At 71.7% G+C, this 24,276-nt stretch carries 25 protein-coding genes and 1 pseudogene; 12 read left to right on the forward strand and 14 right to left on the reverse strand.

Going from position 1 to position 24,276, the window contains the following annotated elements; translation table 11 throughout:
* Positions 1-678: 678 nt before the first annotated feature.
* The 4 genes from AB8735_RS34380 to AB8735_RS34395 are packed head-to-tail and all read right to left on the reverse strand — an operon-like array spanning position 679 to position 4,237.
* Positions 679-846 (reverse strand): DUF6760 family protein, encoded by a 168-nt coding sequence (locus AB8735_RS34380; RefSeq protein ID WP_344020582.1) that lies wholly within the window; start codon positions 844-846, stop codon positions 679-681.
* Complete coding sequence (locus AB8735_RS34385; RefSeq protein ID WP_344020580.1) at positions 843-1,235, reverse strand: hypothetical protein; 393 nt, start codon at positions 1,233-1,235, stop codon at positions 843-845. The genes AB8735_RS34380 and AB8735_RS34385 overlap by 4 nt, the downstream gene beginning before the upstream one ends.
* Before the next feature lie 41 nt (positions 1,236-1,276).
* Positions 1,277-2,815, reverse strand: a complete 1,539-nt coding sequence (locus AB8735_RS34390) for a hypothetical protein (protein ID WP_372411554.1) — start codon at positions 2,813-2,815, stop codon at positions 1,277-1,279.
* Between the two features lie 48 nt (positions 2,816-2,863).
* Complete coding sequence (locus AB8735_RS34395) at positions 2,864-4,237, reverse strand: hypothetical protein (protein ID WP_372411555.1); 1,374 nt, start codon at positions 4,235-4,237, stop codon at positions 2,864-2,866.
* 459 nt (positions 4,238-4,696) lie between these two features.
* On the opposite strand from AB8735_RS34395, the gene AB8735_RS34400 reads away from it, so the two are divergent.
* Both AB8735_RS34400 and AB8735_RS34405 read left to right on the forward strand, forming a co-directional pair.
* A complete protein-coding gene (locus AB8735_RS34400) occupies positions 4,697-5,356 on the forward strand; it encodes a hypothetical protein (RefSeq protein ID WP_344020574.1) in 660 nt (219 codons plus the stop codon).
* Positions 5,357-5,513: 157 nt separating this feature from the next.
* On the forward strand, positions 5,514-6,323 hold the full coding sequence (locus AB8735_RS34405) for a hypothetical protein (protein ID WP_372411556.1): 810 nt from the start codon (positions 5,514-5,516) through the stop codon (positions 6,321-6,323).
* A 355-nt stretch (positions 6,324-6,678) separates the two neighbouring features.
* Here the strand turns inward: AB8735_RS34405 and AB8735_RS34410 are convergent, their stop codons facing one another.
* From AB8735_RS34410 to AB8735_RS34420, 3 genes are all read right to left on the reverse strand, one after another.
* Complete coding sequence (locus AB8735_RS34410; protein ID WP_372411557.1) at positions 6,679-6,939, reverse strand: hypothetical protein; 261 nt, start codon at positions 6,937-6,939, stop codon at positions 6,679-6,681.
* A gap of 19 nt (positions 6,940-6,958) precedes the next feature.
* Complete coding sequence (locus AB8735_RS34415; protein WP_372411558.1) at positions 6,959-8,077, reverse strand: hypothetical protein; 1,119 nt, start codon at positions 8,075-8,077, stop codon at positions 6,959-6,961.
* Between the two features lie 832 nt (positions 8,078-8,909).
* Positions 8,910-9,128 carry a hypothetical protein gene (locus AB8735_RS34420; RefSeq protein WP_372411559.1) on the reverse strand — a complete coding sequence of 73 codons (219 nt, stop codon included), beginning with the start codon at positions 9,126-9,128 and terminating at the stop codon, positions 8,910-8,912.
* 152 nt (positions 9,129-9,280) lie between these two features.
* Here AB8735_RS34420 and AB8735_RS34425 point away from each other — a divergent pair, with 152 nt between their 5' ends.
* A complete protein-coding gene (locus AB8735_RS34425) occupies positions 9,281-9,616 on the forward strand; it encodes a glyoxalase superfamily protein (RefSeq protein ID WP_372411560.1) in 336 nt (111 codons plus the stop codon).
* A gap of 190 nt (positions 9,617-9,806) precedes the next feature.
* Positions 9,807-10,829, forward strand: coding sequence for a DUF4157 domain-containing protein (locus tag AB8735_RS34430; protein ID WP_372411561.1), 1,023 nt, complete (start codon positions 9,807-9,809; stop codon positions 10,827-10,829).
* Here AB8735_RS34430 and AB8735_RS34435 read toward each other — a convergent pair.
* Together AB8735_RS34435 and AB8735_RS34440 are read right to left on the reverse strand one after the other, a co-directional pair.
* Positions 10,801-11,259: an SRPBCC family protein gene (locus tag AB8735_RS34435; RefSeq protein ID WP_372411562.1), complete on the reverse strand. Its 459-nt coding sequence runs from the start codon at positions 11,257-11,259 to the stop codon at positions 10,801-10,803. The two genes, AB8735_RS34430 and AB8735_RS34435, sit on opposite strands and share 29 nt — an antisense overlap.
* A 30-nt stretch (positions 11,260-11,289) precedes the next feature.
* On the reverse strand, positions 11,290-12,792 hold the full coding sequence (locus AB8735_RS34440; protein ID WP_372411563.1) for an L-lactate permease: 1,503 nt from the start codon (positions 12,790-12,792) through the stop codon (positions 11,290-11,292).
* Positions 12,793-13,038: 246 nt separating this feature from the next.
* Here AB8735_RS34440 and AB8735_RS34445 point away from each other — a divergent pair, with 246 nt between their 5' ends.
* Positions 13,039-13,452, forward strand: coding sequence for a hypothetical protein (locus AB8735_RS34445; protein WP_372411564.1), 414 nt, complete (start codon positions 13,039-13,041; stop codon positions 13,450-13,452).
* The gene (locus tag AB8735_RS34450) at positions 13,449-13,745 is read left to right on the forward strand and encodes a winged helix-turn-helix domain-containing protein (RefSeq protein ID WP_372411565.1); all 297 of its coding nucleotides are present in this window, start codon (positions 13,449-13,451) and stop codon (positions 13,743-13,745) included. Before AB8735_RS34445 ends, AB8735_RS34450 begins: the two co-directional genes overlap by 4 nt.
* Positions 13,746-13,757: 12 nt before the next feature.
* Here AB8735_RS34450 and AB8735_RS34455 read toward each other — a convergent pair whose 3' ends face one another.
* On the reverse strand, positions 13,758-15,266 hold the full coding sequence (locus AB8735_RS34455; RefSeq protein WP_372411566.1) for an IucA/IucC family protein: 1,509 nt from the start codon (positions 15,264-15,266) through the stop codon (positions 13,758-13,760).
* Between the two features lie 42 nt (positions 15,267-15,308).
* On the opposite strand from AB8735_RS34455, the gene AB8735_RS34460 reads away from it, so the two are divergent.
* Entirely contained in the window at positions 15,309-16,847 is a 1,539-nt protein-coding gene (locus AB8735_RS34460) for an IucA/IucC family siderophore biosynthesis protein (RefSeq protein ID WP_372411567.1), read from the forward strand.
* Here the strand turns inward: AB8735_RS34460 and AB8735_RS34465 are convergent.
* Positions 16,819-17,247, reverse strand: a complete 429-nt coding sequence (locus tag AB8735_RS34465) for an SRPBCC domain-containing protein (protein ID WP_372411568.1) — start codon at positions 17,245-17,247, stop codon at positions 16,819-16,821. The genes AB8735_RS34460 and AB8735_RS34465 overlap by 29 nt on opposite strands.
* Entirely contained in the window at positions 17,244-17,858 is a 615-nt protein-coding gene (locus tag AB8735_RS34470; RefSeq protein ID WP_372411569.1) for an ABATE domain-containing protein, read from the reverse strand. Before AB8735_RS34470 ends, AB8735_RS34465 begins: the two co-directional genes overlap by 4 nt.
* Positions 17,859-17,950: 92 nt before the next feature.
* Between AB8735_RS34470 and AB8735_RS34475 the strand changes: the two genes are divergently transcribed.
* Positions 17,951-18,400, forward strand: a complete 450-nt coding sequence (locus tag AB8735_RS34475) for a VOC family protein (RefSeq protein ID WP_344020903.1) — start codon at positions 17,951-17,953, stop codon at positions 18,398-18,400.
* Positions 18,401-18,426: 26 nt separating this feature from the next.
* On the opposite strand, the pseudogene AB8735_RS34480 reads toward AB8735_RS34475, so the two are convergent.
* A pseudogene (locus AB8735_RS34480) lies at positions 18,427-18,603 on the reverse strand (CGNR zinc finger domain-containing protein); the annotation flags it as partial.
* 7 nt (positions 18,604-18,610) lie between these two features.
* Between AB8735_RS34480 and AB8735_RS34485 the strand changes: the two are divergent.
* The 4 genes from AB8735_RS34485 (at position 18,611) to AB8735_RS34500 (ending at position 23,363) form a co-directional block, all read left to right on the forward strand.
* Entirely contained in the window at positions 18,611-19,702 is a 1,092-nt protein-coding gene (locus AB8735_RS34485) for an MFS transporter (protein WP_372411570.1), read from the forward strand.
* A 197-nt stretch (positions 19,703-19,899) separates the two neighbouring features.
* Entirely contained in the window at positions 19,900-20,493 is a 594-nt protein-coding gene (locus tag AB8735_RS34490) for a hypothetical protein (protein ID WP_344020907.1), read from the forward strand.
* A gap of 161 nt (positions 20,494-20,654) precedes the next feature.
* Complete coding sequence (locus AB8735_RS34495) at positions 20,655-21,701, forward strand: LLM class flavin-dependent oxidoreductase (RefSeq protein ID WP_372411571.1); 1,047 nt, start codon at positions 20,655-20,657, stop codon at positions 21,699-21,701.
* Between the two features lie 399 nt (positions 21,702-22,100).
* Complete coding sequence (locus AB8735_RS34500) at positions 22,101-23,363, forward strand: globin domain-containing protein (protein WP_372411572.1); 1,263 nt, start codon at positions 22,101-22,103, stop codon at positions 23,361-23,363.
* Here AB8735_RS34500 and AB8735_RS34505 read toward each other — a convergent pair.
* Positions 23,358-24,134, reverse strand: coding sequence for a hypothetical protein (locus AB8735_RS34505; protein WP_372411573.1), 777 nt, complete (start codon positions 24,132-24,134; stop codon positions 23,358-23,360). The two genes, AB8735_RS34500 and AB8735_RS34505, sit on opposite strands and share 6 nt — an antisense overlap.
* Between the last annotated feature and the right edge of the window lie 142 nt (positions 24,135-24,276).

The raw sequence follows: 24,276 nt of genomic DNA on the forward strand, positions 1-24,276 counted from the left end.
GCCCGTCACCCGAGGACCATGGAACATCCGCAGCGGGCGCGGAGGTGGGAGCCCTACCGGTGAGGGCGGGTGAGGGGTGCGGTTCCGGGGAACCGTGGGCAGCCGGTACGGGTGGGGGCGGCGTAGAGATGCCTGGCGCGAGTCCGGAAGGCTCGGGTCCGTTGACCGATGCCCTCGGAACATCCGCGTCGCGCCCGGCGGAGCGAGCTGTTCCGTCGGCTCCGTACGACAGGGGACCGGCCACCGCGGCGATCCGGCGCCCCGCCGGTTCCCGGACGGCGGACCGCCCCCGTAACGTACCGAGCGCACTCCCCACCGCGTGAACCACCGTGCGCCACAGAGGCATCGGCACCGGCTCGGGTGCCGGCGGCTCCGGCGGTGGTCCGGCGAAGGGCAGAGCCTCCCCCGTCCCGTACGGACGCCACGCCCGCCCGCCGGAGGAGAAGCCCACCCGCCCGCACCCCACCCGCACCCCGCGCGGCAGCAACGACCCGTGCAGCGCCACGGCCGGCACCGGCTGCCATGCCGTCAGCGACCGCCGGAACCCGGGCAGGGGGCTGCCCGGCAGGGTCGCGCGGGGTGCCCACGGCGGCAGCGGAGGCCGTGGCGCCGCCGCCGTGGGCCGCAACGGGCCGCGCTCCGCGCGCGGCGGCCGCCGCCGGAAGAGCGGGGAGAACATCACAGGCCCCCGTCCCCGGCGGCCGACGCCGTGTTGATCCGGGCGATCTCCCGCACCCACGCGTGCCGTTCCCCGTGCGGGAGGGCCAGAAGATCCGCATACGCCCAGTGGAAGTGGTAGGCGATATAGGCGACTTCCGCACGGAGCCGGTCGGCGGGGTGCGTCATGATTCCCCCAGGCGTTCACCGGGCACGGGCTCGGGGACCGCGAACGCCGTCCCGCACGAGGGGCAGGCCACCGCGCGGTCGCCCTCCAGCCCGTTGACCCGGCGGTAGAAGTCCTGGAGGTAGGCCAGGTCGGTCGCGAAGAGCGACTCCACCACACCGGCGTGGATCTCGGGCACGTTCCCCAGCCGGGTGATGACGAGGCTGAGCAGCACGACCCCCAGGTACGCCGGGTTCTCCTTCACCCGCTGGTCGATCAGCGGCGCCAGTTCGTCCCGCGCCGTGGCCAGACGCATCCGGCCCCGGCGGTGGACGGCGCCGGTGCCGTCGACGTAACCGCAGGGCAGCTCGAAGTCGAACTCGGTCCGTAAGCCTGGGGGTTGCTGTGTCATCGGCTCTCCTTCCGGTCCGTCCGATCTTTCCGGGTCCGTCGTCAGAGGACGCGCTCGCGGAACACCGTTCCGGCGGAGGTGTCCGCCGCCCACGCCTCGACCCGGACGCGCCCGGCCTCGGAACCGGCCATCAGGGCCGGGGAGGTCGCGACGCCGGTGTCGTCGCCCGGTACGACCGCGATCGGCCCGCCGTCGAACGAGGCCAGGTCGTCGTCCACGACGCGGAAGGTGACATCGACGGCCGGTACGGGCGCGCCGTTGGCGTCCACCACCGTGACCTTGAGCGGTTCGGCGAACTCCGTGCCGCGCTCCGTCTCCTGGCCGGCCCCCGAGAGATAGCGTGTGTGGTCGGCGGGACCCACGGCCGCGGTGACGGTGATGTTCTCGAAGCGGGTGAAGACGCTCTCCTGCTCCCACAGGGCCGAGATGTCGCACTCCCCGGCGTGCTTGGCATGGAGCACGGAGCTGGTCGCGATGCCATCGGCGTCAGTGGTCCGGACGTCGGTCGTCCTGTCGCCGTCGAAGCGGGCCTGGTCGCCCTTGATGGTGAAGGTGATCGTCGCGCCCTGCACCGGGCCGCCGTCCAGCCTGGCCGCCTTGACCTTCAGCGGGTTGGGGAACTCCGTGCCGACGGCCGCCTGTTGGCCCTGTCCCGAGACCGGGGTCAGCTGGACCTTCGAGACGCGGAGCATCTGCCCGGTCCCGGTGAGCCCGACCCACAGCGTCCCGTCCCGGTCCACGGCGAGGCTCGACGGCTCCGTCCCCTTGCCGGTCGAGAGGGTTCCGGTCAGACCCGTCGCGCCCGGGGCGAAGTAGCCGATCATGTCGCGCGTGGGCATGGTGAACCACAGCGAGCCGTCGGGCAGGCCGTAGACACGATGCGCGACCGCGGGGACGGTGATGGTCCTGTGCGACTTGGTGTCGAAGTCGTACCGGATGATCCTGGCTTCCGGGGTGGTCGCCCAGAGCGCCTTGCCGTCGGCCTCGGTCAGCGCGATGGAACACGGCTTCAGCTGGCCGAAGTTGATGGGGGACAGGTCGAAGTCCCCCGTCGAGGCTTCGTAGCGGACCACCTGGTGACGGTCGGGGCAACTGACCCAGTAGTCCTGGGCGTTGCTCGTGTCCACGGCCAGCCCGTGCAGCGGCTTGCCGTAGTCGGTGGAGATCGAGACCTGACCCCTGGCGTCGATGAAGGTCAGCGACCCAATGCCGTCGAGCGTCGCGACGAGGCGCTGATTGTGGTTCCTGTCCGAGCCCAGGGCCAGGGCATGGGTGGCGGCCGGTGCGCCGATGCCGAGGGGCGGATACTCGCCCGACGTCGGGCACTTGACGGCGTGTCCGTTGGTGGTGTCGTGGACGTAGGTCCAGACGGCCTGGTCCCAGAGCGCCAGGTTCTCGGCCTTCTGACCCGAGTGGATCGGCTCGAAGACCACGCTGTCGTAGGGGGCGCGCGGAGTGAAGCGGCCGATCTTCGCGTCGGGCGTGACGAACCAGACGTTCCTGTCGGCCGGGTTGTAGGCGAGTGCCACGGGCTTGGCGTTCCCCGTGAGGTCGTGGATGTTGCCGGATGCGGACGGCACGTCCGGGCTCCTCTCGTATAGCTCGTGCGGCTCGTGGAGCTGGACCGGTTACGCCCCGTTGTCCTCCGGCTCGTTGCGCACATTGAGGATCACGGTGGTGGGCGGTTCGTTGTCGCCCCAGCCGATCTTCAGGACGGCCTCCTCCTCGACCTTGCCCGCGTGCACGGCGGGGAAGGTGACCTCGCCCGTCACATCCGTCTCGATGACGCATTCCCGGGTGCCGTCGAGGAACGTCGTCTCCTCGGAGGTGATCCGGCAGGTGAGCGGAATGCCGGGAATCGCGTTCGCGCCGGCCACGAAGGAGGCCACGAGCGGCACTTCGGCGATGTCGCCCGGCGCCACACTGGTGGTCGGCTGGACCACCAGCTGGGTCTTGCCGAGGACGGACTTGCCGTCCTCCGGGATCGGATACTTGCCGATCTTTTTCGCCGGGCGGTTGGTGTACCAGACGACCTTGTCCCGGTCGTCGATGCAGATGGCGTTGGCCTCGCTGCCCGGCGGCAGGGAAGGACTGGGAACGAGCGTGATGGCGTCGTTCTTCCTGAAGCGGTAGATCTTGTCGCTGCCGGCCACCCAGATGAGGTTGTCCGGACCGAACGCGAGTTGCCGTGGCTCACCGGTGATTTCCTGGCTCTGCTTCCACGACTTGTCCTTGACGTCGTACCGGAGGATCCGGTTGGGATTCCGGGCGCTGATCCAGAGGTACGTCTTTTTCTCCCCGTCCTCCGTCACGTCGCCGGCGATGATGTGGATGGGGATCTGGCCGCCCGGCATCGGAATGCGCCGCCATGCCGCATTGTCGTCGGCCGGAGTGAAGGTGTACAGACCATTGGTCGTCCTGGCGGGCCTGTCGTGCTGCTGCCCGGTGGCCCAGTAGGTGAACTTCGTCTCGGTCGGGTCGACAGTCGCCGTCACCGACCAGAGCCAGGTGTTGAATCCCGGCTCCTCCTTGGGCAGCGCGTGGAAACTCGCGCCGTTCTTTCCGACCTCGACGTATCCCACGCTGGTGTACACGGGCTCGGCGAACAGGATGTAGTCCTTCTTGGGGGCCGACGGGTTATTGGGGTCGGTCTTGATCCGCACGGTGGCGATGGTCTGTGCCCGGGCGTCGTCCTGGAGGTTGTGCTTGTTGATGATCCGGAGCTCTTCGACGTCGAACTCGTAGATCGGGTCGTAGTCCTGCGGCCCCGCCGGCGAGGCGAACCACACGACCTTCCGGTCCTTCGGGTCCTTCAGGATTCCGGCGGAGTACGTGGGAATCAGGTCGGTGAACACGGTCTGGGCGCTCGGATCGCTGCGACTGATCTGCACGAGGCTCTTGTTGTCGGTGGTCACCCACAGCCAGCGGTTCGGGCCGATCGCGACGGAGTGGGGCACCCGGGTGCCGCCGGACTGGGTGATCGGGAATTCCTCGATGGGCATGTGCGATCCTCCGGATCCGTTCCGATTGCGGTTCACGGCTGTTCGCGTCGCACCGCGCCGCCGTGGGCGAAATGGCCATGCCGGAAGCACATGCCAGGACGGCGGTACGTGAGCATTGATGCTAGCGGCTCGCTTGCAGCCGTCAACAGCCCGCGACAGAAAGGGAGTTCACTCTTTCGGGCTACTTCCGGGGGGCGTCGGGTGGGCGTACCCTCCCTCGGAGGGACCGGAATTCGACGTTTCGTTTTGCGGGAAACGTTTTTCCGTGGAGGTGTCGGCCGTGTGGCGAGAATTCGCCGGTTATCCATTGCGGGAAGGAATTCGATCGGCCAGTCTTCGGTCATCGCCTCGAGATGGTGAGGAATCATGCGCCGGAGCGATCACGCCCACTTAGGCGGGCATTCCCCCGGGCCGTCCCGCCGGTCCGCGGCGGCGGAACCCCCCTCGTCCGTCAGGGCCGTGGCGGCGCTGCAACTCCGGGCGGGGAACGCGGCCGTCAGCAGACTGATCGTCGGTATGCCGCTCGTCGTCCAGCGCATGGTCCGGCCCGCGCGCACGGCGACGCTGGGCCGCTGGGAGAACGAGGTCGTGTGGGAAGGGCCCGACTGGGGACCCTTCGACCGCACCGGCGGAGGCCGGTCGGTACGCGTCACCCTGGGGCCGGGATCCCGGGCCCCGGAACGCAGCTACGGCGGATCGCCGCCGGACCCCAAGGAGTGCACGGTCGTCAACGCCCTCATCGCCCGCGACGGCCGGGTCTGGGTCCGGGGGCACCTCTGGAACGACCACCTCGGCGGGCCCGGCACGTCGTGCAACCTCACACCCATGACGTCCGAGACGAACAGCCGGTTCAACAAGGCATTCGAGGAGCCGCTCAAGAAGATGCTCTGGGCGTGCATGCGGCACGCGCAGGACAACCCGACGGCGGAGCACTGGTACGGGGTGCGCTTCCATGTGACGGCGGAGGGACGGCGGTCGACGGCGAAGGCCGAACCGGACTACCACGTGGCGGAGGAGTTCGACCACGCGGCGCGCTACGTCCGGAAGGACAAGCGGACGGGTGCGGTGACCCTCGCCGGGGCGGCGGTCCCAGCCGGTTTCCCGGCCGAACTGCTGTGAGACCGGGGGGCGCGGGCTCCGACCGGTCGGGGGTATCCGAAGACGTCCGCTCTTGAGGGGAGTGCCGGTGCGCGCGCACGACGGGAAGCACGACCGAAGCCGCAGTCGGTTCACGGCAGTTCGTCCGGCGGGACCGGAGGCCGGCGCGACCGCCGCCGTGCTGCATGCCCTGCAGCGCACGGCGGGCAACGCGGCCGTGTCCCGGGCGGTCGCAGGCACGAGCCCGGTCATGGTGCAGCGGACCGTGGACGAGGGCCTGCGCAAGGCGAAGACTCCGGACGAGATCGTGGCCGCCCTGAAGAAGTCCGGGCACTCGCAGGACGATGCCTGGGAGTTGATGCGCTATATGACGTCTCAGCAGTTCCCGGCCGGTGCGGGGCAGGGCGGGTTCGACATCCTCGACAGCATCAAGCGGGCTTCGGACGAGCCGATTCCCAGGATCCGCAAGACGATGGCGGCGGGGTTGATGGGCAAGCGGTGGACGATCCGCCACTACACCGGCGAGGATCCCGGCAACCCCCCGGGCTTCAAGGAGATCGCATCGACGTACGAGAACGCGGCGGCGGGCAGGCCGGGCAAACACACGAATGTCGCGGACTGGCGCTCGCTCGGGAACATCAAGTTCACGTTCTACCTGGTGGCCGTGGACGGCAAGGTGCCCCCGCGCAAGTGGCTCAACGACACGCACTGGTACGCCGAGTGGGACCTCGACGAGATCGGTGAGTGCTGGGTGTCCCCGGACCTGCTGGAGACGATGAACAAGCCCAAGGACGCGAAGGGCGCGCGTGAGGCGATGAAGGGGGTCAAGGCGTTCCGCGGTACCGGCAAGGAGCTCAAGGAGCTGCTCGCGACCAAGGCATTCGGCAGTGGCAACGATCCGGCCGCCGCCCTGGACACCGTGATCGGCGGCGCCTTCGAGCTCAAGGTCCCCGGCGGGCTGCCGGTCGCGAAGTGGCAGAAGAAATAGGCGCGTTCGAGGGAGTGGTCGGCCGGCCTTTGCTCGCTGAGGCCCGCTCGCGGCCACCCGCTTCGGTATCCGGTCCGCGAGCAGCGCTGCGTGTCGGCGAACGGCACAGCCGGAGAAATGAGAGATGGCCCAGGCGACACCGCCTGGGCCACCGGCGTTCCGAGGGCGGGCGGGCCGGGCCGTACACGACGCCGCAGCGCAGGGCTGCGCGGTGTGCGGGCTTCGGGTGTGGTGAACCGGACTTTCCTGCGGCGGGGTTGCGGGGGAACGCCAGGGGTTTGGCGTTCCCCCGCGGGGTCGTGCGGGTGGCCGGAACCGGCGGATACGGTGAGGACTCCTCCGGCAACGCGAAGGGTTACGCGTTGTCGCCCTCCGGCTGGTTGCGGACGTTGAGGGTCACGGTGACGGGCGGTTCGTTGTCTCCCCAGCCGATCTTCAGGGTGACGTCTTCCTCCGTCTTGCCGGCCCGGACGGCGGGGAAGGCCACCTGGCCGGTCACCTCTGTCTGGAGGATGCGTTCCCGGGTGCCGTCGAGGAATGTCGTCTCCTCGGATTCGATGCGGCAGGTGAGGGGGATCCCGGGGGTGGGGCTTCCGTCGGCCACGAACGATGCCACGAGCGGCTCCTGGACGACATCACCAGGCGCCACACTGGCGACTGGCTGGACTACCAGCCGGGACGACCGTGCCTGCGTCCTCCATGCGATACTTGCCGATTTTCTTCGCGTTGAGGTTGGTGTACCAGACGACCTTCCGGTCGTCGATACAGAGCCCTTGGAGGAAGGTGGCATCCGGTACGTCGGGGCTGGGGAGGAGCGTGATGTGGTTGTTCTTCTTGAAGCGGTAGAGCTTGTTGGTACCGACCACCCAGATCAGTCCGTCGGGACCGAACGCCAGTTGTTGCGGAGAGCCGGTGAGCGTTTCGCTCGTCTCCCACGAACCGTCTTCGATGTCGTACCGGAGGATCTGGTTGGGACTGGACGCGCCGATCCAGAGGTAATTCCTCGTCTCGCCGCCGTTCGTCGCGGGTCCGGCGATGATATGGCCTGGGACTTGGCTGGGGTCGGGCAGCGGGATCCGCTTCCACGGGTTGTCGTCGGTCGGCGTGTAGGCGTACAAGCCGTTGACGGTCTGCGGATCATCACTGCGTTTCCGTCCGGTGAACCAGTAGGTGTATCGCGTCTGGTCCGATGCGACGGTGACTTCGCCCCGGTAGGGCGAAGTGTTGAATCCATCGGTGTCGATGGGGAGTGGGACGAGGTTCATTCCGCCCTTTCCCAGTTCGATCCAGCCCACGCAGTTGTGCTGGAAGTCGGGGAACAGGATGTAGTGGACGGATGGGGCTGACGGGCTGTTGTCGGCTTTGATTCGTACCATGCTGATGCCCCCGACCGATGCGTCCTTGAGGAGGCTGTGTTTGTGGTTGATCCGGTACTCGTCGACGTCGAACTCGTTGATCCGGGCATAGTCCGTGTACTTCTCCCCCTCCTTCCGGCTGGAGGAAGGGAACCACACGATGTTCCTGCCCGTCGGGTCGTTCAGGATTTGGGTGCCACTCGGGGGAGTCTGACCGCTGTGCAGGGTTTGGGTGCGTGGATCGTTTCGGCTGATCTGCACCAGGCTGCCACCGGGGTTGCCGCCGGAGGCGTGGTTGTCGTAAGTGGTCACCCACAGGTGGTCGTCCGGGCCGACCGTGATGTAGTAGGGCCATCGGTTGGCGCCGGTCTGGTCGATGGGGAATTCCTCGACGGGCATGTGCGATCCTCCGGATCCGTTTCGATTGCGGTCCACTGGTGTTCGCGTTGCGCCGAACCACGTCGGTGACGCTTCGATGCCAGGAGCACATATCGGAATGGGAGTGCGCGGGGATTGATGCTAGCGGTCCGGCTATAGTTGTCAACTGCTCGTGGGAAATCGTTTCCCGTCAGTGGTGGGGTGGCTGAACTTTTGGGCGAGTAATCGGAACTCGACGTTTCGTGTGCAAGAAACGTTTTAGCTGGGGGTGTTGGTCGAATGGCGAGAACTCGCCGGTCATCCATTGCGGCAGAGACGCCGAAGGGCCACCCTTCATCCATCTCTTCGAGTTGGTGAGGAACCATGGGCCGGAGCGATCCAGTTCATTTGGTTGAACGTTCCCCAGAGGCGCGCCGGCGGATCCCGAAGTCGATTCTTCCGTCCTCTCCCGAGGCCGTGACCGCGTTGCGGTCCCGGGTGAGTATCGCGCGTCGGCCGACTCGTCGGAGGTCTTCCCGGCGGGGCGGTGCACCGGCCCCGCGAGGGGCCGCCGGGGGCGGCCGGTCTCCATACCGGGGTGTGCCGTGCCCGTCCACCGGCGCATGGAGGAGCCTGTCCGGAACGACCGCCTCGGCCGGCCGGATACGTCACGCAACCTCGCGCCCATCGCCTCCGCCACCAGCTCACGCTTCAACCGGCCTGCGGAGGACGTGCCTCTCCACGGCCCACCCCGGCCCGCTTTCCCCACGTGCCCGGGGCGGGCGCTCGGCCACGCCGCCGGGCCAGTCGAGAAGGTCCCCCAGCGCGTGCGCAGACCCACGACATACCCGGCGGGAATACTGGGCGAACGGGTCTACGGATCATGGGAGTTCACCGGATCGCGCAACGCTCCCGCCTCATCGTGCGGCCACGCCTCGTACGCCGCGGCGCCGACGGCTCCCGCCAGGTGCAGCGCGTACGAGACAGAGTCGAAGCAGATCCCGCCGCTCAGCAGGCGGCACTCCGCAGGGGGGAGGGAGAGGACCTTGCGCAGGACAGCCTCCCGTACCGCTTTCGGTCCCGCTGTGGCCATGGGTGCCTTGGAAGCGGCAATCCACCGTGGGTGTTCCGCGAAGGCGAACATGAAAGCGTCCTCACACCAGGGCAGGTGCGGCTCCTTCTGCTTTGCCCCGGTCGGGAGCCGCATCGACACGACTTGTCGTACCCCTCTGCGACCATGGCGCCATGGAAGAAGAAGTGATCCCGATCCTCCGCGTCTCCGACGCGGCCACGGCAGTCGACTGGTATGCGCGCCTGGGCTTCGTGAAGCAGTGGGAGCATTGCTTCGAGCCGGAACTCCCGGCGTTCGTCGAAGTGGCGCGTGGGCGGGTGCGGTTGTTCCTGTCGGAGCACGCCGGTGATGCCCGGCCGGACACCCTGGTGTACTTGCGGCTGCGCGACATCGACGCGGTGGCGGCCGAGTTCGGGGCGCCCGTGGCGGACGTGCCGTGGGGACGCGAGGTCGAGCTGCGCGATCCGGACGGAAACCGGCTGCGAGTGGGCAGGCCGGCCGACGGGTAGCCGGCATCGGAAAGGGGACGCCGGCCCCGGCCTCCCGCAGCCGCACCGGATCATGGCGTTCACGCCGTGCTCGCCGAGCCACTCCAGGATGAGGAGGGTCATGTCCTCGACGCCATCGGCCTCTTCTCCCAGGAGGCATGGTCCCGACCCCATGTACACCTCTCAACGACAGCTACAGAGAGGCCCAGTCATGCGTGCACACCGCCCTGTCACGAATGCCGGACCCGTCGAGAAGAAGTCCGTGGCGCGGGCCGTCCCCGCCTCGCCGCGGCCGACGCCGGCCGATCTCCTGGCCCGGCAGCGCGCCGCGGGGAACGCGGCCGTGGGCCGCTACGTCCAGCAGGTGCTCGCCTCCCCGGGGCGCCCGCTCGCCGAGCCGCTGCGGTCGGAGATGGAGGCCCGCCTCGGTGCCGACTTCTCGGACGTCCGCGTCCACACCGGGACCAGCGCCCAGCGCTCCGCCGCCGAGATCGGCGCCCGCGCCTACACCAGCGGCAACCACGTCGTCATCGGCGAAGACGCCGACGACCGGCACGTACTCGCCCACGAGCTCACCCATGTCATCCAGCAACGCCAAGGGCCGGTCGCCGGCACCGACAACGGAAGCGGGCTGCGTATCTCGGACCCCGGCGACCGCTACGAACGCGAGGCCGAGGCCAACGCCACCCGGGTCCTGTCCGGCGCGGCTCCGGCCGCCTTACCCGCCCGCGCGGTCCCGGCCCCGGGCGCCGGGGCCGTCCAGCGCATGCCCAAGGGCGGCGCCAGGGCGAAGGGGAAGGCGGCCACTGCCAAGGCACCCGCCGAGAAGGAGAGTACGCAGCTCGGGGACCAGACCATGCTGAAGGAAACGGTGGACGGAACCCAGGTGACGATCGTCCTGGACACCCATCAGAACAAGCACCAGAACCCGAAAATCGCAGAACTGGGCCCGTACAAGGCGAAGATGGGAACGACGTTCGGCTCCCAGCAGGGACTGGAGTGGCACCGGAAGAACACGGCGGCCTTTCTCCTGGGGTGCGCGCGGGGGCTCATCAACGGGGAGGCCGCGGCCGGCGGGCTGGAGTGGAACTGGAGGAAGCAGGGAGCGGGGAAGGTGGCGACGAACAAAAAGGTCGCCGTCGACGTCAATGGCCAGCAGGTGATTTTCGACGCCGTCGCGGAACTCAAGGACAAGAACCTGGTGATCACCTACCACTGCAATCCGCCGGAGTAGCCCGCCCTTCCGCCCTCCGTCGCAGCGCCCGGTCGAACGCCTCGAAGTCACCCGCCGTATCGGCGATCCTCCGCTTGAGGAACGGGACCAGGAGGCCGGTGAAGCGTCCGCTCTGGACCAGCCGCGTCCCGCCGCCGTCCAAATCCGTGAGGACGAAGCGGTGTTCACCGTCGAAGAGGCCCGGTACGAGCAGCCGCCCGCGCCAGCGCAGCTCCCGCTCCGGGACGACGGCGCGCACGCGCGGGTGGAAGGTCATCGGACGGCGGTGCGCCGGGTGCATCCTCAGCCGGAGCCGGGAGCCCACGGTGACCGACCCGGAGGCCTCCCGTACGAACGGGTTCCAGTCGCGGTAGTGCTCCAGGTCGGTGAGCACCTCCCAGACGCGTGCGGGAGGTGCCCCGATGTCGGTCCAAGTGGCTATCTCACGCATCTCACCCCCGATCCTCTCGCCGTTCCCCCGTCACCGCCACATGGCGGCGACGATCCCCAGCGTCACGAAGACCAGAGCGTGCACCCCGAGCACCGTACGCAGCACCCACCCGGCGTCGGCCGGGGCCCCGGCGGCCGTCCGGGCCGGGGCTGCGGTACGGACCGCCGCGCCCCCGCCCGCCGCGCGCTCCGCGACCGGGGCCGGCGCCCCGGCCGGCCCGGGCGCGGTCGTGGCCAGCTCCGCCGCCAGCGCGACGCGGGCGACCGCGGCGCCCGAGGCCAGCGCGGCGCTGACGTTCTGCACCGCGACCAGGTGCCCCGCCGAGTACCCCAGCGCCTGCGCGGCACCGGCCTGGCTCGCCGCGAACATCGCGTTGGCCCCCGTGTTGGAACCGGCCAGGAAGCCGCCCACCGCGCCGATCCACGGCGCGAGGACGAGGTAGGCGCCGCCCAGCGAGGCGCAGGCCTCGGCCAGTTCGCGGCTCATGCCCGTCACGGTGAGCAGCGTGCCCAGCGTCAGGAAGACCACCGTCGTCAGGGTCACCTGCCACCAGCGCCCCAGCGCGGCGCGCGCCGCCGCGCCGAGCACCGGGCCGCGGGCGCCCAGCAGGGCCGGTGCGAGCACCCCGGTCAGCGGCAGCCAGCCGCCCGGCCCGGCGAGCACCGCCCACCAGCCGTCCTCGATGCCCGCCGCGGCCAGCGCGGCCCGCCCGGCCAGGAGCCCGGCGACCAGGAAGGCGTAGGGGGCGAGTGCCCGTCCCACGGGCTCCCTGTCGCGTTCGACCGTGCGGGAGACCGACAGCAGGACGACGACGGTGGCCAGACCGCCGAGCACCCCGGCCAGCGGTACGCCGACGAAGGTGTTGACCGACCACACCGTCACCCACAACACCCCAGCTGCCAGCAGGAGTTCCCCCATCGCCGCCAGGGCGCGGCGGAACCCGAAGGAGATGATCAGCGCCGCCGCCCCGCAGATCAGGAAGACGGGCGCGGACAGCAGGGCGGAGTCGACGCCCAGTTGCCGGAAACCGACACCGCCGAGCTCCGCCGCCACCAGGCTGCCCGGGGCCAGCGACCCCCACGGCACCGTGACCAGTCCCAGGAGCCCGACGGCGGCCGCCCTCGCCGGTGCCAGCCCCAGGCTGCGCAGCAGGGGAACGGCGACCACGACCCCGATCCCGAAGCCGGTGAGCGATTCGGCGAACGGGGTCACGCCGAGCATCACCAGCAGCACCGCGCGCGCCGGAGAACTGCAGGCGGAGCCGATCCGGTCGCCCAGCCGCGCCTGGGCGCCGGTGCGGTTCATGAGCTCGCTCAGCAGGATGCCGCCGAAGAGGATCGCGGCCAGTTCGACGACGGTGGGCAGCATGTGGAGCTGTGCGTCGCCCAGTTCGCGCGGCGCGGTGCGGAAGACGGTGGCGGTGAGCACCACGGCGGTCCCCAGCGCGGCGAGGCTCGCGTACAGGGCACGCACCCGCAGCGCGAGCAGGGCCAGGGTGACCAGGACGGGCAGAGCGGCCAGCGCGGCGTTCACCGGGCGCGCCCCTCACCGAAGACTCCGGATGCGTACATTTCTGCCCCTCCTCGTTGCGCAAGCGGACGGCCCGTCGGAAGGAAGCCGACGGGCCGGGATCCGCACTGTGGGCGAGGGAGGCGCGGCCGGGCAATGCGGGGTGCGCTACTTGGTCAGGTCGGCGCCGCAACCAGCTACTTTCCAAAGTGGAAAGTGGATGACATGCCGGCAACCGGGAAGTTCGGAACGAGAACCAGGGGGTTCACCATGGCCGGACACATCGACGCCGCAGCCGCGTTGCGCGGCGCCGCGCGCATCGAGAACGCGGCACGCGGCAGCAGCCATTGGTACGCCGTGTATCTATGGATCTTCGCCGCATGGCAACTGGCCTTCGTCCCTGCCGTCGTGCTCTGGCACGCCGGGACGGCCGCGAGCGGCGGAGCGAATGCCGCTCTGGTCTCGGGGCTGTCGGTCTACGCGGCGCGCCAGCGCGTCGTTCCGCGCGGCTTCGCCCGCCGGCACTGCACCGTGATCGGGACATGGGCCGCCCTCTACGCCCTCACCATCGTGCTGTCCGTCACCGTCCTCCGGGACAACGTCCTCTTCGCCGCGGTCGCCGCGCCGGTCTGCGCCCTGCCGTTCGCCGTGGCGGCCGTGGGGGAGCGGAGGCGTCGGACGTGAGCGACCGCCACCCGCGGCACCGGCTCGCGCCGCTGCTGGCCTCCCCGGTGCGGCTGTCGGTCGTCGCCGCCCTCGCCGCCGTCGGGAAGGCCGAGTTCGGATATGTGCGGGACCTGGTGGAGGTCACCGACTCCGTGCTGTCCAAACAGGCCGCGGCCCTGGAGGAGGCCGGCTGGATCGCCGTGGAGAAGGGCCGGGTCGGCCGGCAGCCGCGGACCTGGCTGGCCGTCACCGACGAGGGGCTCGCCGTCTACCGGCGCCATCTCGATGCGCTGCGGGACATCGCGGGCTGAATCAACCCCCAATCAACGCCGGGCATCGGCGAGCGGGTTGGGCAGCAGCGCCCACCGGTCGCCGCTCCCCGGCTCCAGCCGCATCAGCGTCAGCGCCTTCGCCGGCAGCCGCTCGGTCCGGAGCGCCCGCAGGTCCGCCGTCGCGGGGAGGTCCCGGGCGGCGGTCTCCAGGACCGCGCCCAGCGTTGCGGCGTTCCCCGCCAGCGGGCCCAGGGCGCCGGTGATCAGGCAGCCGAAGACCTTGCGGCGGAGGGCGACGGGATCGTCGTTCAGCAGCCGGCCGGTCAGTGGCGGTGGCGGGAAGCCGTGCCGCCGCAGCCGGGCCGGGCTGATGCGGATGTCGGCGAGGTCGCGGTAGACCAGCCGACGGGCCCACCCGTCCGCGTCGACCACCGCGAGCAGGTTCTGCCCGTGCCCCTCCATGGCCACCCCCAGGTCGAGCAGGTCCAGGCAGACGCCGAGGGCCAGGCGTGCGAAGGCGACGACCCGCTCCGTCCGGGCGCGGGGGCCGTAGTGCGTGAGCAGGGAGGGCAACTCGGCGACGGGGACGACCTGTTCCCCCGGCCCGGCGTACGCGTACGGCGACTCCCGCAGCACCGCCGCCAGGTCCGGCGTGCCTGCCCCCGCCGCGGCCAGTGTCCGCGCGATGTGCAGTCGGCCGTCCAGACGCCCCGCGACGGACTCGATGACCCCCGAGGTGGCCAGGGCATGGTCCACCGAGTAGGCGGAGATGTCCCGGACGGCGGAGGTGAGTTGGGTGCTGAGCGCGGTCTTGACATGTGTCCTCGTGTCGAGGGCGAGGGATCTCAGGGCCAGGAGCGGATGGGCCTCCGGGCCCGGGAGCAGCGGCAGGCCGGTCAGGACGTGCTCGGCCTGCCAGGGGTGTGCCGGGATCAACACGGCGTCCCCGTCCCGCAGTTCCGGCGGCCATGGGCCCCGTACCGTCGCGTTCCGGACGGGCGCGAGCCGCAGCCCCACCACCGGGCGGTGTTCCGGCGCGTACGCCAGCTGCTCGGCCGCCGAGAAACCGGGCCGGGAGCGGCAGCCGGGATGGTACGGATGGCCGTCCGGGGAGCGCTGTTCCCACTCCCAGGGAACCGTCGGCGGGCCTGCGGGACAGGGTGCCGTCCTGGACAGCGCCAACGACGCCACGCCGTGGTCGAGTTCGGCGGCGAAGCGCTCGCCGCCCGGCACGGCCAGGGCCGTCAGCAGGCGGGCGGGGTGGTCGTACGCGACGCCGTCCAGCTCGACGGCCCCGACCGCCCCGCCCGTCGTCCAGGGATCCGACGGCGGACCGTGCAGCCGCCGCCCGTTGGCCAGCCGCAGCGTGATCCCGCCGCCCCCGGCCGCACGGTCCGCCACCCAGGGCAACGGCTCGTGGACCAGCCCGCGCCACAGCCGGGCCAGCACCGCCGCCCGCGCCCCGGGGAGGGCGGCGAGGTACGCGGCGGACAACTCGGGGCGGACGCTGTCCAGTTCCTTCGCGAGGTCACGCTCGGCGACGGTGTGGCACACGGGCATGTCCTACCGCACTCGAACACACTCCACACATACTGATGCCCGATGAATGCCTTCGCCCGGACAGCCGACGCCCTGGCCGTCGCGCCTCTCCTCAACTGCCTGCTCCGCGAGGCCGCCAACGCGGCCGGGGAGCCGTCCGCCGGCCGTGCCGTCCACCGCCTGCGCACCGGCGGCCGGCTGCTGCGCGTCCGCACCGGCCACCGGCCTTCCGCCCCCGAACTGTGGACCGGGGACACCTGGCAGCCCCTGGACCACGCCGCCCTCGTCGCCCTCGCCGCCCGGGAGATGGGCGCCGCCACCGGACGCCCCAATGACGCACTGGTCGCCGAGATGGCCGCCGGGCGCACGACCGTCGAGGCGCTCCTCGCCGCCCGCGCCCGCGCGGCCCCGCCCGACGACCTGTGGCTGCGCTCCGAACAGGCCCTGGTCATGGGCCACCCCTTCCACCCGGCCCCCAAGGCCCGTACCGGAGGCGGCCCTCCGGACGTCTGGCTGCGCTACGCCCCCGAGGCGTACGCCCGTTTCCCGCTCGTCCTGCTGGGCGTACGCGAGGACGCGGTGGCCGACGACGGGGACACCCGCGCCCTCGACACGCTGGGCCAGGCCCCGCCCGGTTACCGCCTGTTGCCCGTCCACCCCTGGCAGTTCGACCTCACCCGGCACCTGCCCGCGGTGCGCGCCGCGTTCGCCGAGGGCCGGCTGGTGCGGCTGGGGGTGACGCCCTGGGAGGCGCGGGCCACGTCCTCGGTCCGTACGGTCCACGTCCCCGCGGCCCCCGAACGGCCGGATCTTTTCCTCAAGTTCAGCCTGGACGTACAGATCACCAACGACATCCGGCGGATCCGACGGCACGAACTCCGTGACGTGCGCCGCACCGACCCGCCGGTCACCGCCGCCTTCCGGGCCATGGGCGGCCCCGCGGCCTGGCTCTCCGAACGCGGCCACCGCACGGTCCGCGGCCTGGAGGAGACGTTCCCCGTCCTCGTCCGCGACGGCCTGGACGGCCATCTGCTCCCGGGCGCCACCGCCGTCCTGGGCGCCGCACTCCCCGAGGGCTTCGACGGCAATCCCCTCGACCGCGTCACCGACCCGCTGTCCTGGTGGACGGCGTACCTGGACAGCGTCGTCCCTCCCGTGCTGGAGGCGTACGCCCGGCACGGGGTCGCCGTCGAGTGCCATCTGCAGAACACCCTGGTCGCCGTCGACGCGGACGGCGTCCCCGTCCAGGCCGTCTTCCGCGACACGGAGGGCGCCAAGGTCGTCCCCGACACGCCCCGCGAGACCGCCCGGCGGCGCCTCGTCTACTGCCTCGTCGTCAACAACCTCACCGAGATCGCCGGCGCCCTCGCCCACCGCTTCCCCGGGGCCGCCGACGAACTGTGGCCCGTCGCACGGCGGGAGTTCGAACGGTACGACAAGGAACGCGGACTGCCCGGGACCGAAGAGCTCCTCGCCGCCCCCACCGTCCCGGCCAAGGCCAACCTCCTGTCCCGGTGGATCGACGCGGACGGCACCGACCCGCGCTATCTGCCCGTCCCCAATCCGCTCGCCCTCAACGGTGCTGCGGGGCAAGCGAGTTGACCACTGTCTCCATGACGGCGTACCAGTGCTCACGTCGTTCCGCGCGGGCGGCCGCGTCGGGCAGCCGCTCCTGGTGGAAGCGGAGCATCGCGCCTTCGCCGCGGGGTGTGACGGTGACCTGCACCGTGGTCTCCGCGACGGCGCCGGAGGGCCGGTGGGTCAGCCGGAGGCGGGCGCCCTCGCGGAAGCCGCGCACCTCGCCGGTCGTGCCGTCGGCCGTCGTGTACGAACTCCCGTGCTCCGTACCGATGTCGGCGCCCTCGCCCAGCCACAGGGCCAGGCCCTCCGGTGAGGTCAGAAAGCGCCAGACCTCGGCCGGAGGCACCGGAAGCGTCCGGGAGACGCCGATCTGGAAGCCGGCGTCCTGCGTCAGACCCGTGGGGCGGTGGTCGTGGTTCATCGGGCGGTCTTCTCCTCGGTCTCGCGCCGGGCGCGCAGGGCCCGGACCTTGTGGCGGTTCCCGCAGCGCTCCATGGAGCACCAGCGGCGTCGGCCGGGGCGTGAGGTGTCCACGAACACCAACTGGCAGTTGTCCGCGCCGCATTCGCGGATGCGATCGGCGGACGGTCCGGTCAGCAGGTCGACGGCGTCGCGGGCGACGGCGGACAGCGCCTGCCCGCCGGTGACCGGCAGGGCCCAGGCCCGGGTGCCGTCGGCGGTGATCCGCGGGGCGGGCGGGGGAGCGGCCGCCGCCCGGTTGACCTCGGCGAGGTCGCCGGGATCCGGCCGGTCGCCACGGACGGCGGACCGCGCGAGGCGCCACAGGGCGTCCCGCAGGGCGCGGCCCGCCGCCAACTCCCCGGCGGAGACGGCCACGTCGTCGGGGCGCAGCCCCAGCCGGGAACGCCCCAGCCAGTCGGCCAGGTCCCGCGGCTCGTGCAGGGACTCCCAGCGGGCGAGCCCGCCCGGCCCGCCGGTGCACAGCAGCTCCAGGCACAGGGCGCCCGGGTCGAAATGGAAGCCGGTGCCGTCGGGGGAGCGGAGGAAGAGCCCGCTTGCCGTCGTGATCATGTAACCACTATAAATGGTTTCGGAAAAGATCGGATAGGAGAGGGGCGCGCCGCCGGAACCGCGGGCGCCCGGGACAACCGGAGGAAACTTCCATGGCCGTGCACTGGAAACTCGTCGTCGACTGCGCCGACCCGCAGCGTCTCGCCGGCTTCTGGGCCGCCGCCCTCGAGTACGAGGTGGAGGACCACGGCGTCCTCATCGACCGGCTGCTCGGCCTCGGCGCGATCGACGACACCCAGTGGACCGCCGTCGGCGACCGCAAGGCGTGGCGGCACGCGGCGGCCTGCCGCCACCCCGAGGACCCGGTCGACGCCGCCACCGGTGTCGGCCTCGGCCGCCGCCTCCTCTTCCAGGCCGTCCCCGAGCCCAAGCAGGGCAAGAACCGCCTGCACATGGACCTCCACTTCGGACCGGAGCGGCGGGACGCGGAGGTCGGGCGTCTGGAGGGGCTGGGAGCCCGGGTGTTGCGGAGGGTGGCGGAGCACGGCAGCACCCATGTGACGATGGCGGACCCCGAGGGCAACGAGTTCTGCGTGCAGTGACCGGCTCCGGCACCGCGAGAACCCGTTCAATCGGACGCGGACGGCTCCTGCCGTGCCGCGTACCGCCGCGCCTTCGCACGGTTCCCGCAGACGCGCATGGAACACCAGCGCCTGCTGCGGTTCTTCGAGACGTCCCAGAAGACCCAGGCGCACGCTTGCTCCGCGCAGCGCTTCAGGCGGGTCGACTCTCCCGTGACGACCAGCTCGCCGGTGCTGGTCTCGGCGGTCTCGCTGGCGCTGACCCTGCCCTGGCTGCTGACCGCCCTGCACATCGGCGTGCTCGTCGACCGCGCGGACCGGCGCCGCCTGCTCTGGCTGGCCGACGGCGTACGGCTGCTCGCCGTCGGGACGTTGGCCGCCCTGACCGCCGGCGGGCGCGGCGGCATCGCGGCCCTGGTCCTGGTCGCCCTGGCGCTCGGCGTCGCCGAGGTCGTCGCGCTGACCGCGGCGGCGGCGCTGGTGCCCTCGCTCGTCCCCCGGGCCGGACGCGCCCGCGTCAACGCCTGGATCGCCGGGGCGGAGACGGGCGCCAACGAGTTCGGCGGTCCCTTCCTCGGCGGGCTGCTCTTCGCGATGGGAGCGGGGGTCGCGCTCGGCGCGGCCTGGGCCGCGTATCTCGGGGCCACCTGTCTGCTGGTCCTGCTCGTCGGCCGCTTCCGGGCCGTGCGGCGGGATGCCCCGGGCGACGCGTCCGGCGTGCACCGGCAGATCGGTGAAGGGCCGCGCCACTTGTGGCGGCACCCGCTGCTGAGGGTGATGTCCCTCACCCTGACGGTGCTGTGCGCCGGTTGGGGCGCCTGGATGGCCCTGATGCCATTGGTCGCGACGGGGCGCATGGGACTGTCCGCCCGGGAGTACGGCGTCGTCGTCAGCGCCCTGGGGTGCGGCGGGCTGGCGGGCGCGCTCGCGGCCGGGGTCGTCGACCGGCTGCTCGGCCGGCGCCGGGCGCTGCTGGCCGATCTGGTCACGACGTTCGCGATGCTGGCCGTCCCCGCCCTGACGTCGAACCTCTGGGCGGTGGCCGGTGCGGCGTTCCTCGGCGGCCTGGGCGGCACGCTGTGGACCGTCAACGCCCGGCTGATCGGCCAGAACCTCGTCCCGGAGGACATGGCCGGGCGCCACAACGGTGCCTACCGGCTGCTGAGCTGGGGCGCGATGCCGGTCGGGGCCGGGCTTGTCGGGGTGCTCGCGCAGTGGTTCGGCGACCGCGTCGCGTTACTGGTCTTCGCGGGAGCCGTCCTCGCGGCCGTGCCGGTGTTCCTGCGGACGGTGACGGAGGAGGCGGTGCGGGAGGCGGGTTGAGGGTGGGGTGCGGGATGTGCGCTGAGGCGTCGTATGACGGGTGTTCCATCAGCCATTCCCGGCCAACTCGTACGCCTGTGCCCATGCGGCAATCCGCTAGGCACCAGCACCGGGAGTCACACAGGCGTTCCCGAGCGTGGCCGATCCCTTTCGGGGGGTAGTGCCAGGCGCCCCACAGGTCCCTACTCTCCTCCGCCATGCGCCCTACAACACGCAGACGCCTCGGTCTCTCCAGTGTCCTCGCCCTCGCCCTCGGCCTGCCCGGCCTGGTGGCACAGCCCGCCTCGGCCGCCCCCGCGGCGCCGATGTCGATCAGTGTCGACAAGGCGAGCGCGACGCCCGGCTCGACGGTCACCATCACGATGACCTTCACCAACGACCAGCAGACGAACACCCAGTTCGTGTACCAGTCGATACAGCCGACCTGGAACACGACGCAGGACCCCGGTCTCAAGTACGCGTTCAAGTCCTGCACCGGTGAGACCGTGCAGTGCGATGTGAACGGCACGAGCGGCACCGTTCGTTACATCGTCCCCGTCATCCCGGGCGCCACCCGCACCGTCAAGCTGACCTACGACATCGCCGCGGACTCGGCCTGTGGCCCGAGCCGGCGCATCGACTTCTACTCGTACGTCTACTACGAGTTCCAGGGTGGCCAGGCCAAGAAGGACGGCGTGTACAACACGGGCACGGACATCGCGTGCAAGACGCCGGCGGCGGCACCGGCGACGAAGGGCGCGGTGAAGGCGCCCGCGAAGGCGGCCACGAAGGCGTTGGCGAAGCGTCACTGAGGCGGCGTGCCGGGGCGGGTCGGGGGTTTTGCCCCCGACCCGCTCTTTTCCCGTTCCCGGGCCACGTTTGTCGTCCGCCCCCGGACCCGGCCGGAACCCCGGCGGCAGCGAGCTGCAACTAGGCTGTTCGGCCACCTCACTCGACGGCGAGGAGAGTCGCCATGCGGACCGGCATCGTCATGACAGCAGGGCCGGGTGTGGAACACCTGGCCGCCCGCGCGGAGGAACTCGGCTTCGACAGTTTCTGGGTGTACGACACGCCGATGGTCCACGGCGATCCGTTCGTGAGTCTCGCACTCTGCGCCAAGTCCACCCACCGGATCAGGCTCGGCATCGGTGTCACCTCACCGGCACTGCGTTCCGCGCCCGCCGCGGCGGCGGCCGTCGGCAGCCTCAACGCCCTCGCCCCCGGCCGCATCATCTGCGGGGTCGGCACCGGCAACACGGCGCGCCGTACGCTCGGCATGCGGCCTGTGAAGACGGCGGAGCTGGAGTCGTTCACGGCCGCCCTGCAGGCCCTCACCGCGGGCCGCGAGTCGGACTACCGCGAGGGGGCCCGGTCCAGCAGGGTGCGATTCCTGCACGTCGGGCCGTACGTCAACACCGAGGCTCCCGTGGAGTTCGTCGTGGCCGCGTTCGGCCCGAAGGCCGCTGCGGTCGCCGGACGGCTCGGCGCGGGAACGATCTCCTTCGGGCTGCACGACCCCGCTGCCTGGTCCGCCCTCGGCCGGGCCCGGCGGGCGGCGGCGCGGGACGCGGACAGCGCCGGGAAGACCCGTTCGTATCTCATGTCCTCCCTGCACGTTCTCGCCGACGGCGAGGACCGCTACGGCGATCCGGTCAAGGACTCGATGGGGCACATCGCACTGAGCGCACTGATCCTCGGCGCGGAGAACCCCGCCTTCCGCGCGGCCCTCCCCCCGGAAGAGGCCGCGGCCGTCGACCGTCTGCTCCAGTTGCGCGGCACCACCCCCACCGATCCCAAGCGTCACCAGGCGCTCTACCGCAACTATCTGGACCGGCTGTCCCCCGTGGACCGCGAGCTCATCGTGCCCTCCCTGGTGGACACCTTCGGCCTGGTCGGTACCAGGGGCGAGGTTGTCGGGCGGATCAACGCGCTGGAGAAGTCGGGGGTCGACGAGCTGGTGATCCAGCCCGTTGTGGACCCGGAGGCCGAAATGGCCGAGTTCGCGCGGTTGATGGCCTGACGCCCGGCGGGGGACGGCCGCCGGATCGTCCGGCGGGCGGCTCGGGCTGCCCGGCATGGCGGGTCCGGGGCAGGGCGACCCGCCGGAAGGGCGAACCGGGAAGAGGCCCGATGCCGCGGGGGATTGGGCACCCCGGCCCCCTCCCGGTCCGGTGATCAGGATGGGCCGCGGGACCGCGCGCGGCGTAGGGCCGAACGGCCCTGACAACCTGACGGACCGTCACAGCACATTCCGCACCCCCATCACATGGGCCGAACGGCCCCACCCCCCGGGGACCTTCGGGCAGACCCGCCCGGTGCCATACTGGCGCGCGCCGCCCACCGGGCAGCCGGCCCGTATCACCCCGCCGACAGGAGTACCCCCATGCCCCGCCCCACGCCCGCGAAGGGGTGCTGACCCGTGCACACCGTCGGCGACGAGTACCACGGGCTGCTGGCCCGCCACGACGCCATGCGGCTGCGCCGCTCCCTGCTGTCCCCGGGGCAGCCCGAACGCCCGGCGGCCGCCCCGGCGCCGGAGCCCTACGACGGCCGGGCCGACCAGCGGGTGATCCAGCGCGGCCTGGACCTCGTCTCGCCCTTCGACGACCTGATCGCCGAGCTCTACGCCGAACTCTTCGCGCGCCACCCCTACTTGCGCTCCCTCTTCCCCGAGTCGATGGAGTTCCAGCGCCGGCACCTCGCGCACATCTTCCGCTACCTCGTCGAGAACCTGCACGACCCCGACCACGTCACCGCCACCTTCACCCGCCTCGGCCGCGACCACCGCAAGCTCGGCGTACGGCCCGCCCACTACGAGGCGTTCGAGGCGGCCCTGCGCGAGGCGCTGCGCCGTACCGCCGGCTCGCGCTGGACGTCGGTCATGGAGGAGGCCTGGCTGCGGATGCTGCGCTTCGCCGTCGGCGCCATGGTCGAGGGTGCCGAGGCGGCGCTCGGCGAGCCGCCCGCCTGGCGGGCCACGGTCGTCGCGCACGAGCGGCGCCGCCGGGACCTCGCCGTCCTGCGCGTACGGACCGGCGAGCCGTACCCGTACCGCGCCGGACAGTACGCCGCCGTCCAGTCGCCGCTGCTGCCCCAGGCCTGGCGGTACTACTCGTTCGCCTGCGCCCCCCGGCCCGACGGCGAACTCGAGTTCCACGTACGGCTCGCCGGGCCCGGGGGAGTGAGCGAGGCCCTCGTCGAGCGCACCCGCGTCGGCGACACCCTGCGCCTGGGTCCGGCCAGCGGCACCATGACCCTCGACGAGGACCTCCCGCGCGACCTGCTGCTCGTCGCGGGCAGCACCGGCTGGGCACCCCTGAAGGCCCTGCTGGAGGAGGCGTCCGCCCGCCGGACCGGGCCCCGGTCCGTCCATCTCTTCCTCGGCGGGCGGCGCTTCGCCGACCTGTACGACGTCGAGACCGCGACCGGGCTTGCCCTGCGCCGCCCCTGGCTGCGGGTCGCCCCCCTCGTCGCGGACGAACCGGAGCCGCGCGCCTGGGAGTCGCTGGCCGGTGCCGTGCTCCGGCAGGGCGACTGGTCGGGCCACACCGCCTACCTCGGCGGCCCGCCCGCCCTCGTCGCGACGGCCGCGGCCCGGCTGACCGCCGCCGGGATCCCCGCCGGGCACGTACGGCACGACCCGCTGCCCGCCACTCCCGGCCTCGCCCTGGCGGGCTTATGAGGCCGTCGGTGCCTCCTCGTCGCCGACGTCGCCCGCCCGGTCGTCCAGGACGATCGTGACGGCGGCCCCGGAGCGGCCCCCGCCGCCCGTCCGCTCGACCGCGGCGGCGATCCGTACGTACAGCTCCACCGCCAGTGCCCAGTCGCCGGTGGCGCCCCGTCCCGAACCGGCCGTGTGCCACAGGCTGGTGAGGACGGCGATCAGCGACCGGCCCGACAGCGCGGCCTCGACCCGGTCCCCGCCCGGGCTCAGGACCTGGCCCGGGGCGCGGAAGTGCCGGTCCCTGGCGGCCTGTTCGAGGACGAACGCCCAGGTGTCCCGGTGACAGAGCAGTGTCGCCGACGCGATGCCGGCCGCGCACCGCAGCAGCCCCGGCAGCCGCGCCGCGTCCAGCGGTGCGCCGTCCCGGCCGACGGGCTCCTCGCCGTCCTCCGCGGCCGCCGCCGGTGCCGGTGCGAGGGGCTCCGGGTCCGGCGGCGCCTCCAGCAACTGGCGGCGCAGGGACTCCATATCCGTACGGGCCCGGGCGATGTCCTGCCGGGCCTCGGCCAGTTCGCCCACCGCGCGGTCCAGCCGCCGGCGCAGCTCGCGGTTCTCGGTCCGCAGGTCCGCGACCCCCGAGGTGACCGCGTCGAGCAGTTCCTGGCGTATGTGGCCCAGCGTGCCGCGGAGTTCGGCCAGGCCCGAGCCCAGGGCGTCGCCGACCTCGCGCCGGGCCGCCCGGTTGTCCTCCAGGACGGCCGCGGTGTCGCTCCTGTTGCTCCACGCCATGCGAGGTCCCCCCGACTCCCGGCCGCCGACCTCCCGGCTGCCGACGCGGAGAAGTCTTTCCGCGGTTCTTCCGTGCGAACCGTCGCCGACGCGGGGAATCCCGGACGTACGACGCGTCCGGTGCGGGAAGCGGACGAATCGA

The organism is Streptomyces luteireticuli, assembly GCF_041519305.1.
GTDB lineage: Bacteria > Actinomycetota > Actinomycetes > Streptomycetales > Streptomycetaceae > Streptomyces > Streptomyces luteireticuli.

What these genes read in the sequence shown, in the direction of transcription:
- AB8735_RS34505 (WP_372411573.1), bottom strand. Translation starts at nt 24,134, where the DNA reads ATGGCGTGGAGCAACAGGAGCGACACCGCGGCCGTCCTGGAGGACAAC.
- AB8735_RS34490 (WP_344020907.1), top strand. Translation starts at nt 19,900, where the DNA reads ATGCGCCCTACAACACGCAGACGCCTCGGTCTCTCCAGTGTCCTCGCC.
- AB8735_RS34445 (WP_372411564.1), top strand. Translation starts at nt 13,039, where the DNA reads ATGGCCGGACACATCGACGCCGCAGCCGCGTTGCGCGGCGCCGCGCGC.
- AB8735_RS34425 (WP_372411560.1), top strand. Translation starts at nt 9,281, where the DNA reads ATGGAAGAAGAAGTGATCCCGATCCTCCGCGTCTCCGACGCGGCCACG.
- AB8735_RS34395 (WP_372411555.1), bottom strand. Translation starts at nt 4,237, where the DNA reads ATGCCCATCGAGGAATTCCCGATCACCCAGTCCGGCGGCACCCGGGTG.
- AB8735_RS34470 (WP_372411569.1), bottom strand. Translation starts at nt 17,858, where the DNA reads ATGATCACGACGGCAAGCGGGCTCTTCCTCCGCTCCCCCGACGGCACC.
- AB8735_RS34385 (WP_344020580.1), bottom strand. Translation starts at nt 1,235, where the DNA reads ATGACACAGCAACCCCCAGGCTTACGGACCGAGTTCGACTTCGAGCTG.
- AB8735_RS34415 (WP_372411558.1), bottom strand. Translation starts at nt 8,077, where the DNA reads ATGCCCGTCGAGGAATTCCCCATCGACCAGACCGGCGCCAACCGATGG.
- AB8735_RS34420 (WP_372411559.1), bottom strand. Translation starts at nt 9,128, where the DNA reads ATGGCCACAGCGGGACCGAAAGCGGTACGGGAGGCTGTCCTGCGCAAG.
- AB8735_RS34455 (WP_372411566.1), bottom strand. Translation starts at nt 15,266, where the DNA reads ATGCCCGTGTGCCACACCGTCGCCGAGCGTGACCTCGCGAAGGAACTG.
- AB8735_RS34430 (WP_372411561.1), top strand. Translation starts at nt 9,807, where the DNA reads ATGCGTGCACACCGCCCTGTCACGAATGCCGGACCCGTCGAGAAGAAG.
- AB8735_RS34460 (WP_372411567.1), top strand. Translation starts at nt 15,309, where the DNA reads ATGAATGCCTTCGCCCGGACAGCCGACGCCCTGGCCGTCGCGCCTCTC.
- AB8735_RS34475 (WP_344020903.1), top strand. Translation starts at nt 17,951, where the DNA reads ATGGCCGTGCACTGGAAACTCGTCGTCGACTGCGCCGACCCGCAGCGT.
- AB8735_RS34435 (WP_372411562.1), bottom strand. Translation starts at nt 11,259, where the DNA reads ATGCGTGAGATAGCCACTTGGACCGACATCGGGGCACCTCCCGCACGC.
- AB8735_RS34495 (WP_372411571.1), top strand. Translation starts at nt 20,655, where the DNA reads ATGCGGACCGGCATCGTCATGACAGCAGGGCCGGGTGTGGAACACCTG.
- AB8735_RS34465 (WP_372411568.1), bottom strand. Translation starts at nt 17,247, where the DNA reads ATGAACCACGACCACCGCCCCACGGGTCTGACGCAGGACGCCGGCTTC.
- AB8735_RS34380 (WP_344020582.1), bottom strand. Translation starts at nt 846, where the DNA reads ATGACGCACCCCGCCGACCGGCTCCGTGCGGAAGTCGCCTATATCGCC.